This is a genomic window from Thalassoglobus sp., from assembly GCF_048270125.1.
In the GTDB taxonomy this organism is placed as follows: Bacteria; Planctomycetota; Planctomycetia; order Planctomycetales; family Planctomycetaceae; genus Thalassoglobus.
Genome location: NZ_JBLWTN010000010.1, coordinates 86,531 through 101,397 on the forward strand (window position 1 = coordinate 86,531; position 14,867 = coordinate 101,397).

Sequence of the window (14,867 nt, forward strand, 5' to 3'; positions counted from 1 at the left end):
TCTCTGTTCGTTTGTGGCTTGCGTCGTTACTTCCCGGAAGTCAATTCGCGAGGAGCGAAGAGTGACGTTTTAATATCATGTCCTGCGGCTGCCATTTTACGGACAACTTGTGGCTCATATCCGGTTGCGTAAAACGACCCAACAACTTGCCCAGCTGGATTCTTACCAGCCATGCGATAGACAAAAATGTCGTTGATCACGAATTCTCCATCTTTGACTCCGGAGAGTTCCGAGATTCGCAATACCTTTCGTTCCCCGCTGCTCAGACGAGCGATGTGAACGAACAACTGGATTGCCGATGCGATGTATTGACGTGTCACCTTGGTCGGAAGTTCCGCTCCTGAAAGAGCGATCATCAGTTCCAGCCGAGACAGAGCATCACGAGTATCGTTGGCGTGAACTGTACTCATCGATCCATCATGACCGGTGTTCATCGCCTGCAGCATATCGAGCACTTCTCCACCGCGTGCTTCCCCGACGATAATGCGGTCAGGCCGCATTCGCAGTGAGTTTCTCAACAGGTCACGTGGTGAAACTGTCCCTTTTCCTTCAATGTTTGGCAGGCGAGTTTCCAGTCCGACCACATCGCTTTGCTGCAATTGAAGCTCGGCGGTTTCTTCAATCGTGATTACACGTTGTGACGAAGGAATGAAACGACTCATATTATTGAGCATGGTCGTTTTCCCGGCACCGGTTCCTCCAGAGAAGAGAATGTTTGCTCGAGCTTTGACTGCGGTAATGAGAAACTCTGCCATTTCCGGAGCGAGTGTATCCATCTTAATCATGTCTTCGATTCGCACAATTTGTGTTTTGAATCGACGAATGGAAAGCGTTGGCCCACGTAACGCCAACGGAGGGATCACAGCATGCAAACGTGAACCGTCCGCAAGTTTGGCATCGACCATCGGCGAGACTTCATCGATACGACGACCAGCTTGTCCGACCAGTCGCTGAATGAAATGAAGCAGGTGATCGTCATTGGCAAAACGAACATCAGTCCGTTCCAGAAGTCCGTTTCGTTCAATGAAGACAGAGTTGGCACCGTTTACCAGAACGTCACTCACTTCTGGATCATTCATCAATGATTGCAATGGACCAAACCCGTAGATTTCGTCCATCAACTCACGGACCATCTGCTGTTGCTGCTGTTCTGTCAGCGACAAGTCGGGACGTCCGCACAAATGATTAGCCAAAGCTGTGAGTTGCGAGCGAAACTCAGCTTCACCCAATTCCCCAGCTTTGGACATGTCTATTGAATCAACGATTTGTCGATGCAATCGAGTTTTCATTTCCTGAAAGCTCAAAGCTGTCTCAGCTGTCTTCTCAACTGTATTTTCTGCAACGGCAACCATAAGTTTGTCCTTCTGCTTCCCTGTACGGGATTTGGCTACTGTGTAATCGCGAGGCGATAAAGGTATGGATTCTTTGGTGCGTCCGGTCGTTGTTCGCTCAAGACTGCTGTCCGTGTTGCAATGACAGTCGGCTGAACGATCAATTCAATTTCATCACCAAGCTCCGTGATCTCTAAGAGACGAATCGAAACAAGTCGAGTCGTTAAGACCGAAGGAGTTGAGGTGTATTCCGTTGAAGGAGACTCCCGATACAAAAGCACGACACGCTCTTGACCGATTTGCTGCCTCAATTCTTTGTAGGGCATTCCTGAGAAGTCATCAGTCGCATTGAGTGTCAGGGGACCGCTTTCGAATCCAAGCTCGTTTCCGAATTCTTTGAGATCGTCTTCCGACCACCCGTTTAAGAACTGATTTCTGAGAGCTTCGTCTCGCAGAGAGGTGTTGATATCAACAATGCGAACGTTTCCAAGTCGTTGGCTGTTACCGCTTCGCAAGACAATTTCAGGAATGCCATCGGGAGCATTGATGATTCGTTTTCCCTCGTGATCCCAACCGAACAGGTCTTGCCCGGACCGGCCTTCGATGGTGCTCGCCCAGTCATCCTGCTCGCCCCCGTCAAGTTCCAGAATCGCCAGCGGCCAGGCAGGAACGTTAGCATTCTCCATCGGACGGACAGCAGAAACCTGATTGCTGATCGACGCTTCGGAAATCGCGGTGACGTCGGCAGTCGCCATTCCCGTGAGATATGGCATGAACAGCGAAACCGGGTTTCCATTCTTTCGATCGCAATGTGTCGCGACAATGACCGTTGTTGGGAAGTAATCGGTTTCAATAAATGTTGTCGAGCCGGTATTCAAATTGACGACCGGTCGACCGAAGCGAATATCGACATGAGGATCAAGACTGACAGCAACTTCACGACCGACGGCACGATTCAATAATGCTGAATTGCGAGCAATTTCACGAACGAAATCTGCTTTCTTCGGACTATCAAGATCGACTCGAAGAAGATCGTCGCTGGCCATTCGTTGACCTGCTGCCAGGGCTGCGGCATCCGCAGCTGTTTTCAACTCGCGTTGAGCAGTCGATAACCAAAGAGCATCCAGAGCAAAAGCAACCGCTCCACCAGCAACCAGAATCGCAATCGCTAACGCCGGCATTAAGGTGCCGCGTCGCTTGAGAGTCTCAGATTGTGGGGTTCTGATTTGCATTGTCGTTGAAAATTAGAGTTCGCTGTGAACTGAACTTGCTTGTTCTGTGTTTGCCCAGGTCCGTACTGCGGACTTCTCAAAACGGTTGCGATCGAAGCCAATTCCAATCGCAGGAAGACTTCCAAAATTAGAACGAGCGTCCACTGACATCTTGCCCGCGATTCGCGGAGTCAACGGAATCTCCGTTTAATCCTTGAGAACGATCGTTGTTGTCTTGTCGATTGTCAGCGTCATTCACGCTTGAGGCGTCCGCTGTTGCTCTGCCTCTTGACCACTGTCCTTGACGGTTGTTTCTAAGGTCGTCTGAATTGAAGTCTTGCTGCTCGATCAGATATCGATCTGTCAGCTTTCCATCAACAAACGAACGTAACTGGCGACCAGTTCCGTTGAAGACTTCTGTCGTGAAGGCTGTCTGTTTTTCGGGGTCTTCAGGAGGGGTCAGTCCCAGAATTTGATTGAGAGTCGCACGGTTTTCATCGTCGACACCGACAACGCCGCTCCCTTTTCCTTCTCCGGTATAGGTGAGGTCAAGTTTTCCTTTTTCTTCTGTCAGCAACAGAATATTGGCCTGCTCCGGAGTCAATTCGAGTGTCACTTTTTCGCCACCACGTCCACCGCGGGAGGAGCCAATGGTCACGCCGTTAATGGCAATAATTTTAACGCCCTTGAACAACGTCATGATCAACCCGCCAGATTGATCAAAGTTCGGCAAATCGGAGGGTGAGAACAGAACGTCGACGTATTGACCTGCTTTGAGTAAATCAATCGTGCCTGATGACGAGCCATCAAAGTTGACGGTCACGGCACGTGTCCCGGGAGCCAACTCAAGTGGGGGGCCTTCGTTTGGTGGGTAGAGCGATGAGGAAGAAATCGGCTTGGCAGCAGAAATCGCATCTTTCACAATTCTCCCAAGCAGGATCCGATCTGAAATGACTGTTTCAGGAGTCACTGAAGAGCTACGTGCGCGACCGGTCCCGATATGCTCAGAAGTAATCTTCGTCCCGGGGGGCAAGTCGGTGAGCGCCATCGGGATGTTCCGAATCGGATCAGGATCGACAGGGTCCTCAGTCGCGAACATATTTTTAGCAAAATACATGGCGACTAGAAGTCCAACGACTCCCAGCATAACCATCGTCAGTAAAGCAGGTGACAATCGTCGCACGGTACTCTCTCCGCTATCAAAATAGATTGAATTTGTTTCGTTATTCTTTTCGCATCCGAGCGACCGCAATCACTTCACGACCTCTCACGCTATAGCCAATAGGCCAGAGCAAATCTGGAGTCACTGAGGCCATCGGGACTCGAACCTGGACAACAACTTCGTCCCCGGAATACTTTCCCAATTGTGAATTGACTTTCGCGTACGTTCCCAGATTCCGACTCAAGGTCTTCCGGACTTCTTCTTCCACGATCACATCATCCACACCATGAAGCGTGGCCATTCTTGCTCCAGCGCGGGCTGATTCAACGATCTCCCCTCGTGCCGTAAACAGCAGGGAGAACTCACAGAGTCCCAGAAGCAGAACGATGAACATCGGCAGCACCAGAATCACTTCCAGGCTCACGAATCCACGACGCGAACGACTTTGCTTGATTGGGTACCGTCTCATTCCACCGCTTCCACTGGTTGAGAGATGACATCCTGAGGAGCCTTCTCATCTGCTCCGACTTGCGGATTGAGTTGTGGATAGTTCCAGGCCAATACCAGCCACGTAGCCAGACCGACAGGACCGGCGTAAGTCATGACGCGTCGTTTGAGTTTGTCATCAGATGTCTCTGTAACTGGCTTTTTCCCGGCAGGAGTTTTTCCCGTTCCGAGATATTTCTTCTTGGTACTTTTCAATCCCCGAGAGGTCAGACTCCACACGATGACGCCAATGGTCAGCAAGAGCACGATGACCGTACTGGTGAGCATCACCCATAAAGTCAGCTTAAAACCAAGCCAAACACTCAGTGCTCCCATCAACTTGACGTCTCCACCGCCGCCACCGCCGATGAACCACAGCACGAACAGGATTCCAAATCCGACCATGAATCCCAAGACAGCTGAGCCAAGATGATGCCAGCCATACATGAGCGACATTCCAATCTGAAAAACCCAGCCAGCGAAGAACATCGGAATTGTCAGCTTGTTCGGAATCTTTTTGAATCGAACATCCCAAACCATGGCAGCCACGGTAAACAGGCTGACTGCAACAACAACAATAATGGCACTTGGAGACATGTCTCTTTTCCACGGTGGTCAAATCGAATCGGGAAAACTCACGGGAATCCCAATAATGTTGCAACACTACGACATGTTTCCAGAAAAGGTCGCCTATGTTGCCTGAAACTCACATTTTTACTTGCTCAATTATTAACTGTAACGGTAGCTCTGGTGCTGCATTCCTGACGAACTGATCCCAAGAGCAAGTGAAAACGTCACACAAACCTGCACATTCGCTACAAATTGAACCTCAGAAGACGATTCAAAAGCTTCTCATCAAGACATCGCGAGTCTCCCCCAGCGATGATGCGGATCGTAACGATTTGACCAATCATGCCTTCCACACCAGATGCAGCAGCAAGCAAAGCGTTTTCGAAGTGAACCCTCCCCGCCTGCCGATGACTTACCCCGGACAAGGATGTCTAGAGCAGTTTGCTCTACCGTGTGCCCGTGAAGAACGCATTTCGCTAGTGAAAATGCTGTTCGCCACAAGGCAGATCCTGCAAACCAATTCGAAAGATGCTCTAAACACTCAACAGAGACAGGCGAGGGATATGCAAGAAATCGATCGAACTCTGGAATCTTTCGATGAACTTCACTCTTTTGTTCATCAGACCCTCTGTGAGTCTGAGAATCTTCTTTCCGAACAATTTGAAACCAGAAAGTCCCCGCTAGTCATTAAAGACCGCGTCTGCGCAATCGAATACCGATTGCGCGGCCCCCGCAGCTTGAAGCTCGCCGCTATCTGGGCTGCCGACACCAACGTCATCTACTTCTATAACGCCCGTGGTGAGCGCAACCTCAAAGTCAAACTGACCACCCGCTTGCCGGCGCTCGAACTCGACGAAACCACTGCTGCGTAAAGAATTTCTCAAATCGCATTCTGCTTCGTAATGAACAGCGGTTTTACTATTGAATCGCGCCCTTCACGGGTAAACGGTATAGCGAAATGCTCTCATGACGATGTGCACAAAAAAACACCCTCGACACAATGTGCTGTGCCGAGGGTGTTTGACTTTCGCGTCCAGCCGCATTCAAAGAATGCCGCATACGCTGTGCTACGAAACTTCCCAACCGGTACGGTACTGCTTGCTGATGTACTGATCTGCGGCTGAAGTGTTTGTCGCTTTCAGATTTGCAGCGTCCCATTCCAGTTTTTCACCGGTTCGGTAGGCAACGTTTCCGAGCAGAACAGTTTCGGACAGTGCGCCGGAATAATCAAAGTTGCAAGTGGTCGGTGACCCATCTTTGCAGGCTTTGATCCACTCTGCGTGGTGGCCAATGGAGTTCGGAATCGATTCTGCAGGAGCTGTGAAATCAGCGAATTTTTCGCGTGGGAACAATCGGTAGTTGCCGTAGTCAGCAAACATGTGACCTTCAGTCCCAACGAACATCACACCGCTTCCGGGGACGCGTTCGCCAGCAATTTTCTTCGGAGTCATGTTGCCGTCGTACCAGGTCAGTTTACAAGGAGCAAGGTCCCCACGTTTCGGGAACTGATACTCGACGGTTAAACCGAGTGGGCAAGTTTCCGGATGGACTTCTGGACCGGTGGCGACACAACTGGTCGGGTGACGCAGCTTGAGTGCCCAGAATGGAAGGTCCATGTAATGGCAACCCATGTCGCCCAAAGTTCCTTGACCGAAATCCCACCAGCGACGCCATTGAGCTGGGTGGTAACGTCCAGCAGCGTAAGGACGTTCAGGAGCCGGTCCCAACCAGAGATCCCAGTTCAAGTGAGCAGGTGGCTGTTCTGCTTTTTCCGGACGCTCTCCACCGCCCCAACCTTTTCCAACCCAAACATGAGCTTCGGTCACATCACCAATCGCTCCCGATTGAATGATTTCGACAACTCGACGATAGTTGTTTCCAGCATGAATTTGCGTTCCCAACTGAGTGGCAACACCCGCTTCTTTGGCAGCTTCAGCGATAATGCGAGCTTCCTGAACGGTGTGTGTCAGCGGCTTTTCACAGTAAACATGCAAACCAGCACGGATCGCACGAATCGTCGCTGGTGCATGATGATGATCGGTCGTTCCGATCACGACTGCATCAATTTTGCCTTTTTCGGCATCGAGCATTTCTCGATAATCGGCATAAGGGCGTGCGCCGGGAATTTCCTTCAGCTTCCGATCGAGATAATTTTTGTCGACATCAACAAGAGCGACAATATTTTCTCCTAAGACACCCTGAATGTCAGCGGCAGCACGGTTTGCAGTTCCGATGCAGGCGATGTTCAGCTTCTCATTTGGTGACTTCGAATCCTGTGCTTGTGCTCCAGTCCAGACACCAGCTGCGATGGCTCCCGCACCGGCCATCGTTGTGGTCTTCAGGAAATCACGTCGATTTGTTTGGTATTGTTTGGTCATATTCGATTCCGTTTTATTGAAGTGCTACGTGAAGTTGGGACCTATCCGATCACCTCGATAATGAAGACATTCCTCAGTATTTGAGAGGTCAATTTTGGGGTTCCGGACCTTTTCTTAAGTAATTGATAAAGCCACAACGAGTCTCGGGTCAATGGAACTGACTGAGATTGTTCTGATTCACCGTAAAATGAGTTGATGTGAAATGTGTTGAAATTAATTGATTTTTCGGGCGTCCCGGATTATGCCAGCAAGCCTTCGATCACTTTGGCTGGCTGATTATCCGTGAGAGTTTGCTCTCGCTTGGCGTATTCATATTTGAGTTCGTCGTGTTTGAGTCCGAACAAGTGCATCAATGTGGCATGGTAGTCATAGTGATTGACGACATCCTCGACAGCTTTGTGCCCCCACTCATCGGTTTTTCCGTGAACGTGACCAGCCTTGAATCCACCTCCGGCAACCCAGGAACTGAATCCATGTGTGTTGTGATCGCGACCGATTTTAGCTCGACCGCCATCATTTTGAATGACTGGTAAACGCCCCATCTCTCCACCCCAATGGACGACGGTAGAATCGAGGAGTCCACGAGCTTTCAAGTCGGTGACCAATGCAGCGGAAGGTTGGTCAACTTTTGCACAGGCTTTAGGAAGCGAACCGATAATTCCGTTGTGGCTATCCCAGAGCTGGTTTTGTGTATAAACCTGAACGAAGCGGACGCCACGTTCAATCAGTCGGCGAGCAATCAGGCAACGTGTTCCGTATTCACTTGTCGTTTTGTTCTCACTGTGAATCCCGTACATCTCTTGGGTCGCCTTCGTCTCCTTTGACAAATCGAGAGCTTCGGTCGCCGCGACTTGCATCTTGGCTGCCAGTTCATACGTCGCTATTCGAGCTTCTAAATCGTGCTGTCCCGGAAAACGCTCCTGATGCCGGCGATTGAGGCTGTCGAGGAAATTCAGTGCGTTTTGTTGAGGTGCCCCCTTCAAATGTGGAGGTGGAACGAGATCGAGAATTCTCGGCTCCTGAGGTCGCACAACAGTCCCCTGATAAGTCGAAGGGAGGAATCCATTCTGCCAATTCTCAACCCCCAGAACGGGTAGTTGCCCCGGATCGATCAGCGCCATAAAGGCGGGCAGGTTATCTGCTTCACAGCCCAGACCGTAGGTTAGCCAACTTCCAAGAGTCGGACGTCCTTCAAGAATCCGACCGGTTTGCAAAGCCCGGATCGACTGACCGTGATTATTGACAGTCGTCCGCATCGACCGGATCAGACAAATATCGTCAGCGATAGCACTGGTGTACGGAATCAACTCCGAGAGTTCCATCCCACACTCACCACGAGGAGCGAATTTCCATGGGCTGTGAAACACCTTCGAACTCGCCTGTGCGGCATTGTCGTATTTGATCTCCCCCGGAAACGCTTTGCCATCGTATTTTGCCATCTCCGGTTTGGGATCGAACATGTCATGATGACTTGGTCCACCTTGCATCCATAACGAAATCATCGCCTTGGCTTGAGCGGGATGCTCCGTTTCCTTCGGCTTGGCATCGTAGACCGGTTGCACAAACGGTGGTTTTTTAGGAGCTGCGTTCGCTTCTTTTTCCAGGAGCCAAGCCAACGCCAGTGAGCTAACGCTCAGCGAGCTTTGCGCGAGGAAATGACGTCGAGTTTGATGGTTCTCGAATTGCATTCTGACTTCTCTTGGTTTTAGTTGATGTAGAGGAACTCGTTGGAGCTAAACAGCATTTGGCACAAATTCGCCAAAGCTTCCAGTTGAATGGGCTGAGCATCATCATCTTTTTTCAGAGAGATGCGGCCTTCCAGCAACTTGACTTGTTCTCCAACGAACGCTTGAGCTTCAACAACTTCTGAGCTTTCGGCATTCCGACCGTATGAAAGATTCCAAGCCGCCTGAATCTGCGACTCCAGATTGTCTGGGTGTTCTTTTTGAATCCGCTCCGCGAGCACTTTGGAATAGTTCAAAGCAAACTCACTGTTCAGAAGCATTAACGATTGAGGAGTTGCTGTCGAGGCTCGACGAACTTCGCAGTTCGGTGACATTTGAGGTAAGTCAAAGGCTTCCATGACTGAAAGTGGTCGGCTGCGACGTGATTGCACATAAACACTACGGCGGTGTTCTTCCCCTCTCAAAGGGATCACTTTTCCTGGTCGACCGGCGTTTAAGTTTTCAATTCCCAGTACCCAGCGCCCCACCTTATCCGCCATCACAGGAACGGGCTCGCCGTAGACATCCTCATTCAAGACTCCAGCGACAAACAGGATCGAGTCCCTGACAGTTTCGGCATCGATTCGACGTAGATTGGCGGCCCCGTACAGCAGATTTTCCGGGTCGGCTGCTGTCAGGTCTTGTGAACGATGAGCGGCCTGCTGCCACGTCGTCGAATTGAGAATCAAGCGGTGAAGATGTTTGACACTCCACCCCGAGTTGATGAATTCCAAGGCGAGCCAGTCGAGCAATTCCGGATGCGTTGGCTTCGATCCAAGCTTGCCGAAATCGGTCGGCGTGGCAACCAGCCCCTGGCCGAAGTGATGCAACCAGATTCGATTCACGATCACACGGGCAGTCAAAGGATGATTCGGATGCGTCAAACGTTTCGCAAGTGCAGTCCGACGGCCAGTGGTGCTGAATTTCGGATCGTTCTCCGGAATTTCAGGAACATCTGAAGTGAGTGAGACTACGGTCAGTCCACTTGGTAACACTTTCTGTTTTGGCTGTTCATGATCACCTCGTGCAAACAGATAGCTGTCTGGAACCACTCCATTGAGTTCCATCGTTGCCCGGACGTAATTCTGCTGCGGTTTCTTCTTACGAATTTCGTTGGCTTTGTCAGCCAGAGCTTTTAATTCGTCGGCAGCCTTTCTGTCGTACAGGTAAAGGGACCCCGCAGTCACATTGAGCGTGGGATGCTTCTTGATCAGATCCTTCTGTTCAGGAGTCCGTTTCTTCGCAGCGGTTGCGTGTGCGGCACGTCCCAACTCGTGAAGTTCTTCAGGAAGCTTCGCTAATTGCTTTTCAAAAGTCGCCTGGATGAACTCGTCCTGCTTTTTGGCTCGTTCTGCCAGGATCTTCTTGGCTTCCTCTTCAATTTCGGCAGCGAGTTTTCGATCTTCGTCAGTATAGAGAGAGACACGGCGCTGCGCTGGTGTACGCCATTTCTTCCAATCGAGCGCGGGATCGAAGACCGCTCGTAATTGATAGTAATCCGCTTGCGGAATGGGATCGTAGCGATGGTCGTGGCATTGGGCACATCCAACCGTCATTCCCATTAAGGAAGAGGTCACAATCTTCAGTGTCTCGGCGACGACCTCATTGCGTGCGAGGTCTTTGTCGTCCACGGCTCCACCGGTTCCATCGGGAGCCATCCGCAAAAATCCTGTTGCTGCTAACAACTCAGCATCTTCAGGAGTGAGGTTGTTGATCTTTGACGTAATGAGTTCATCCCCGGCGAGTTGTTCGAGAATAAAGCGATCAAACGGTTTATCTTCGTTGAATGACCGTATGACGTAGTCGCGATACCGCCAGGCATCCGGACGCACTTTGTCGGCAGTGTTGTAACCTTCTGAGTCTGAATACCCTGCAACATCAAGCCAGTGCCGCCCCCAACGTTCTCCATAGTGCGGAGATGCCAGCCAATGATCAACCAGTTGCGAATACGCATCGGGAGATTCATTCTTGACAAATTTTTCGATTTCCTCGGGAGTGGGAGGCAGTCCCGTTAAGTTAAACTTCAATCTTCGAATTAAAGTATTCCGCTCAGCAGGTGTCGTGAACGAAAACCCCTCCGCTTCGAGCTGCTGGAGAATAAATGCGTCGATGGGATTGCTGACAAGTTCAGATCCCTGCACCTTTGGAATTTCCGGAGCCTGAATCGGTTGATACGACCAGTGAGCGAGTTCTTCGGGTGTAATCAGCGGCCCTTCAAGGGTTTCTGGTTCTTCTCGTAGAGTGGGTGCGCCAGCGTCGATCCACTTGCGGATCGTTTCAATCTCTTCCGGCGACAACTGATGCGATTCTTCCGGAGGCATCTCACCATCACGGACTCGCTGATAGAGATAGCTCTCCTCGCCGTTTCCTTTTACAAATGCGGGACCAGAATCTCCCCCTTCTAAAAGGAATCGCGATAAACGAACATCGAGCCCTCCTTCTTTCACACCCTCTTCACCATGACAGTGAAAACAGGCTGCTTTGAGGATGGGACGAATGTCTTTTTCAAATGAGACAGCTGGAGCCTGGTCCGCAACTGTGGCACGACCAATAAAGAGAACCAGCAATAATGCGGTGGATCGTAACATGGAGGGCAGTGGTGTAGGTGGGAAAATTAAATAAGTGGGGGAGTGAATTGTACCACGCCAAAGCAGGAATTGGTACATATTTCCTCATCGACCAGAAAAAAACCTTCCGCAAGACTGATTTCAGTTTTACGATGAAAAGCCCCTGCAGGCGGTCCTGTTGTGCGACTTTGAAGCCATTCACAAGTTAGAACATCTTTCAAGTTGGTATACAGGTTCGGCCTCGTGGCGAGAAGCAATTTTATTGACGAAACGCGTTATTCACGGGCACACGATAGAGCAAACTGCTTTATTACCCCAATGATTTCCTGAAGAGATCTCAACAAGCCTAAAGAGGTGACTTTTGACCCGAATTCGATTTTTCGCACTTCTGTCTTGCTGCACCTTTGGATCAACCTTCGCAAGTGCAGGAGTGATTCAGGTCGATGTCGACTTTCCTGGCGGCTCCGCGAAGGTTGAGTCAATTGATCAGGAAAAACGTGTCGTAACACTTTCTCCGACGCCACATCAGGGGAAAGGTTTCGTCTGCTGGTGGTACGCCAGAATCAGTGGGCTACAAACTGGAGAGACACTGACTCTCGACGTCGGCAACGCACCTTGGGCCACGCCAGATCAGGCAGTCTTCAGCCATGACAACCAATCATGGCAGCAAACAAAACCGGGTGTACGAACCGGAAAACGAATTCGTTATGAAATCAAAGTTCCTGCTGCGGAAATCTGGATTGCCTGGGGAGCACCTTTTCTCCTGGAACATGCCCAGAAGGCTGCCGATCTTGCAGCGAAGCATCCCTATGTTGAGGCGGTCGAGCTTTGCCAAACGCGTGGCGGAAATCCAACTCCAGCGTTGGTCATCACCGAAGCTCCCGAGTCTCCGGAGCGTATTGGAATCTGGATTCAGGCGAGACAACATGCGTGGGAATCCGGCTCTAGCTGGGTTTGCAATGGATTCGTGAAGTGGGTCGTTTCTGATGACCCAGCGGCTCAGAAACTTCGCAAGAAAGCACTCATCACGGTTGTTCCAATCATGGACGTTGACAATGTGCAGATCGGAGCCGGTGGGAAAAATCAAAAGCCTCAAGACCATAATCGCGACTGGTCAGATGAGCCCCACTGGAAAGCGGTTGCAACTGCTCAGGTTGCGATCCGAGACCAGGACAAAAGCGGCAACTTCGATCTTTTTGTTGATCTGCATAACCCGGCGGCCGGTGACAAAAATCCGTTCTATTTCATTCCACCGAAAGACCAATTCCCACCGATCGGACGGCAAAACCTGGAAACGTTCCTTAAGACATCAAAGGAGCAAATCACAGGACCGCTTTCATTCAAAGGAAGAGCGATTGAATCCGGCCCCAAATATGATCGTAACGCGTGGATGTTCATCAGTAAGAACTGGGTCGCGAGCCACACTCAAGATCATGTTGTCGCTGTGACTTTGGAGACTGCCTGGAACACTCCCGAGAGTACAGTCTCCAACTACGAGCAAGTCGGCCGGGAACTTGGTCTCACGATCAGTAAGTATTTCGAGCAGGATCGACGCTCCCAAAAGTAGAGTGAGTCGCAGAGCCCGAACTCCGGACTGGGCTTCGGCGGAGACTGTCGTTGCGAACGAAGCTGACGGGACAATGGTCCCGTGCTACGTTCATGAAGAATGCGTTCTACCAGTAAAATTGCTGTTCACTACGAGGCAGAACCTGCAAACCAATTCGAAAGATGCTCTAGAGCAGTTTGCTCTACCGTGTGCCCGTGAAGAACGTATTTCTCCAGTAAAAATGCTGTTCGCCACGAGGCAGATCCTGCAAACCAATTCGAAAGATGATCTAGTGACAGGGGATCAGTCTACACACTCTCCAAGTGCCACACCAACTCGAAAGCCCTACATCCACTCTCTGATTGGATCGCCCTCGATGAGACGGATGGGACGTCCGTCGGGAGCGTGAGCGATGAGGTCAGTCGGAAGCCCGAGCTTGGAATAGATTGTGGCAGCGATGTCCGCGGAAGTGTATTCATTTCGAATCGGTTTGCCCCCTTCCTCATCGGTCGCACCGAGAACGGAACCTCCGGGAACGCCCGCGCCAGCCATGATCGCAAAGCCGGAACTGGCCCAGTGATCGCGACCACTTGCAGAGTTGATGTTGGGTGTTCTTCCGAAGTCTGTCAGCCAGACGACCAATGTCGAATCGAGCATGCCACGGTCTTCAAGATCTTCTAAAAGAGCAGGCAATCCCTGATCGACAGGAGGGATTCGATTCGCCTTCAGAGATTTGAAATTATTCGCGTGAGTGTCCCAGCCTCCGTCAGTCACTGTCACGAACCGAACTCCGGACTGAATCATTCTCCGCGCCAGTAGACAACTTTGACCGAATTTGTGTCGGCCATATTTGTCCCGGAGTTCGGGACTCTCTTCATCAATTTGAAATGCCTTCTTCGTTTCAGGAGCGGTAATCATGTTGATCGCTGCCTGATAGTGTTCGTCAATCGCTTCGAATGCCGCTGGTTGGTTTTCTGCGTAAGCTTGCAGAGAATCAATTTTCGAGAGCATTCTTTGTCGACGGTCAATCCGCTTCGCGTCCACACCTTGTGGTGGAGTGATGTCTCGCACATCGAATTTTTTGGCGTTCGGATCAGCTAGAACTTCGAACGCATTGTGCTCCAAACCGAGGATGCCCGCCATTCCTCCACCAAAACGCTGATCGACGTTATTGCCAAGTTGCACAAACGGAGGCAATGCCGTTTTGAAGCCCTTTTGCCAACCAACGACTGAACCGAATGTTGGATAAGAGACACCCGCGTTGAATTTCCGTCCCGACATCACAAACTGATCGGCGTGTCCGTGAGAACCATTTTGAGGATTCCAACTTCGCAACAGGGCAAAGCGATTCAACTCCTTCGCCATCGTCGGAACGATCTCAGTGAACTGCACTCCCGGGATCGCTGTATCGATCACACCAAACTCACCTCGCACGCTGACCGGGGCATTCGGCTTTGGATCGAACGTATCGTGATGACTAGTTCCTCCGCGGGTCCAAATCAAAATACAGTTCGTATCTTTCGGGGAGAGCGCGGTCGCTGCATTGGCTGCTTTGGTTGAGAGAAAATTCGGAAGCGACAATCCCAATCCAGCCAGACTCCCGATCTGTAAAGCGTGCCGGCGGGAGATGGATTCACAATTTCGATTGACTGATGGCAGGAAACTCAACATGGGCAGGAACTCCATTTTGCTTCAGGGAGGGCTGAGTTGAAGCAATGAATGTAGGAGAAGTAGGCAAGTCCGTGGAGACTCAAAATGTTTGCACGAAAGTCTCGCTCGGTATCTTATGCCATCGGCAAGACTCGCTGCAACAGATCAACAACCTTTTGTCTGTAAGGATTGCAACGGTTGGGGTGGAGAGATTGCCGAGTGAGTTGATACGATCGGAGCCT

Annotated in this window: 11 protein-coding genes; 2 read left to right on the forward strand and 9 right to left on the reverse strand. The window is 50.8% G+C overall.

The window, feature by feature from the left end:
* Positions 1-26 precede the first annotated feature (26 nt).
* The 5 genes from ACN0YR_RS13590 to ACN0YR_RS13610 all read right to left on the reverse strand — a co-directional run bounded on the left by ACN0YR_RS13590 (position 27) and on the right by ACN0YR_RS13610 (position 4,787).
* The gene (locus tag ACN0YR_RS13590; RefSeq protein WP_417849778.1) at positions 27-1,352 is read right to left on the reverse strand and encodes a CpaF family protein; all 1,326 of its coding nucleotides are present in this window, start codon (positions 1,350-1,352) and stop codon (positions 27-29) included.
* Between the two features lie 35 nt (positions 1,353-1,387).
* The gene (locus ACN0YR_RS13595) at positions 1,388-2,563 is read right to left on the reverse strand and encodes a pilus assembly protein TadG-related protein (RefSeq protein ID WP_417849779.1); all 1,176 of its coding nucleotides are present in this window, start codon (positions 2,561-2,563) and stop codon (positions 1,388-1,390) included.
* 127 nt (positions 2,564-2,690) lie between these two features.
* The gene (cpaB, locus tag ACN0YR_RS13600) at positions 2,691-3,725 is read right to left on the reverse strand and encodes a Flp pilus assembly protein CpaB (RefSeq protein ID WP_417849780.1); all 1,035 of its coding nucleotides are present in this window, start codon (positions 3,723-3,725) and stop codon (positions 2,691-2,693) included.
* Positions 3,726-3,765: 40 nt separating this feature from the next.
* Positions 3,766-4,173 (reverse strand): TadE/TadG family type IV pilus assembly protein, encoded by a 408-nt coding sequence (locus tag ACN0YR_RS13605; protein WP_417849781.1) that lies wholly within the window; start codon positions 4,171-4,173, stop codon positions 3,766-3,768.
* A complete protein-coding gene (locus ACN0YR_RS13610) occupies positions 4,170-4,787 on the reverse strand; it encodes an A24 family peptidase (protein ID WP_417849782.1) in 618 nt (205 codons plus the stop codon). The genes ACN0YR_RS13605 and ACN0YR_RS13610 overlap by 4 nt, the downstream gene beginning before the upstream one ends.
* 188 nt (positions 4,788-4,975) lie before the next feature.
* Here ACN0YR_RS13610 and ACN0YR_RS13615 point away from each other — a divergent pair, with 188 nt between their 5' ends.
* On the forward strand, positions 4,976-5,632 hold the full coding sequence (locus ACN0YR_RS13615) for a hypothetical protein (RefSeq protein ID WP_417849783.1): 657 nt from the start codon (positions 4,976-4,978) through the stop codon (positions 5,630-5,632).
* 195 nt (positions 5,633-5,827) lie between these two features.
* Here the strand turns inward: ACN0YR_RS13615 and ACN0YR_RS13620 are convergent, their stop codons facing one another.
* The 3 genes from ACN0YR_RS13620 to ACN0YR_RS13630 form a co-directional block, all read right to left on the reverse strand.
* Entirely contained in the window at positions 5,828-7,138 is a 1,311-nt protein-coding gene (locus ACN0YR_RS13620; protein ID WP_417849784.1) for a Gfo/Idh/MocA family protein, read from the reverse strand.
* Between the two features lie 239 nt (positions 7,139-7,377).
* Complete coding sequence (locus tag ACN0YR_RS13625) at positions 7,378-8,826, reverse strand: DUF1501 domain-containing protein (RefSeq protein WP_417849785.1); 1,449 nt, start codon at positions 8,824-8,826, stop codon at positions 7,378-7,380.
* Between the two features lie 17 nt (positions 8,827-8,843).
* Positions 8,844-11,450: a PSD1 and planctomycete cytochrome C domain-containing protein gene (locus tag ACN0YR_RS13630; RefSeq protein ID WP_417849786.1), complete on the reverse strand. Its 2,607-nt coding sequence runs from the start codon at positions 11,448-11,450 to the stop codon at positions 8,844-8,846.
* 340 nt (positions 11,451-11,790) lie between these two features.
* Between ACN0YR_RS13630 and ACN0YR_RS13635 the strand changes: the two genes are divergently transcribed.
* Entirely contained in the window at positions 11,791-12,996 is a 1,206-nt protein-coding gene (locus ACN0YR_RS13635; protein WP_417849787.1) for a M14-type cytosolic carboxypeptidase, read from the forward strand.
* Positions 12,997-13,320: 324 nt separating this feature from the next.
* Here the strand turns inward: ACN0YR_RS13635 and ACN0YR_RS13640 are convergent, their stop codons facing one another.
* On the reverse strand, positions 13,321-14,646 hold the full coding sequence (locus tag ACN0YR_RS13640; RefSeq protein ID WP_417849788.1) for a DUF1501 domain-containing protein: 1,326 nt from the start codon (positions 14,644-14,646) through the stop codon (positions 13,321-13,323).
* Positions 14,647-14,867 lie beyond the last annotated feature (221 nt).

Excerpts from the sequence above, each read along its gene's own strand:
- ACN0YR_RS13590 (WP_417849778.1), bottom strand. The coding sequence starts at position 1,352 with ATGGTTGCCGTTGCAGAAAATACAGTTGAGAAGACAGCTGAGACAGCT.
- ACN0YR_RS13595 (WP_417849779.1), bottom strand. The coding sequence starts at position 2,563 with ATGCAAATCAGAACCCCACAATCTGAGACTCTCAAGCGACGCGGCACC.
- ACN0YR_RS13605 (WP_417849781.1), bottom strand. The coding sequence starts at position 4,173 with ATGAGACGGTACCCAATCAAGCAAAGTCGTTCGCGTCGTGGATTCGTG.
- ACN0YR_RS13610 (WP_417849782.1), bottom strand. The coding sequence starts at position 4,787 with ATGTCTCCAAGTGCCATTATTGTTGTTGTTGCAGTCAGCCTGTTTACC.
- ACN0YR_RS13620 (WP_417849784.1), bottom strand. The coding sequence starts at position 7,138 with ATGACCAAACAATACCAAACAAATCGACGTGATTTCCTGAAGACCACA.
- ACN0YR_RS13625 (WP_417849785.1), bottom strand. The coding sequence starts at position 8,826 with ATGCAATTCGAGAACCATCAAACTCGACGTCATTTCCTCGCGCAAAGC.
- ACN0YR_RS13630 (WP_417849786.1), bottom strand. The coding sequence starts at position 11,450 with ATGTTACGATCCACCGCATTATTGCTGGTTCTCTTTATTGGTCGTGCC.
- ACN0YR_RS13640 (WP_417849788.1), bottom strand. The coding sequence starts at position 14,646 with ATGTTGAGTTTCCTGCCATCAGTCAATCGAAATTGTGAATCCATCTCC.